Genomic DNA, 546 nt, shown 5'->3' on the forward strand with positions numbered 1-546 from the left:
TGAGGTTTGCTACCCGCAGGAGCGCCCAAATGCCATTCCAGCAATTGTCCCACCCAGCCTTTATCGCGTTTGAGGTTTTCTGGAACGGTCATCCCTGCTTCGTCCGCTAATTCCGCAAAACTGAGTCCGGCAATATCGTGAGCGCGTTCCATTAACTCCGCTTCTGATTGTGGTTCTGGTTTCATAATAACTGCATGACAATGGAAAAATCCTAGTCTAACAAATTTCAACAAAATCTACTGTCCAAGATTTCATCGAGATGGATTAAGAATGATCAATTCATAACTTATCCACAGATATAGGTGCATATAAGTGGATCTACTGATGGGCTGGATGAATAAACAGGGGTTTTGAAACGTTTTTAGGCTTGATTTTATGTAGATGTCATGAAGTTAGAGAATGAATGTGTGGATAAATAACCGATCGGTTGATCTTTGACCGATCTGAGTTTGGTGAAAAGATCATCAGAATTGACAAGATCATTTTATCACCAGGTTTGTTTTTAAGTTTATATTCATCATTGAGTTATGCTTGGTCGTTATTTTT

1 pseudogene is annotated in these 546 nt (G+C 39.6%); it reads right to left on the reverse strand.

From position 1 onward, the window contains the following. A pseudogene (locus tag R7Z77_RS27825) lies at positions 1-185 on the reverse strand (DNA mismatch repair protein MutH); the annotation flags it as partial. Between the last annotated feature and the right edge of the window lie 361 nt (positions 186-546).

Source organism: Vibrio sp. 1401 (genome assembly GCF_033340295.1).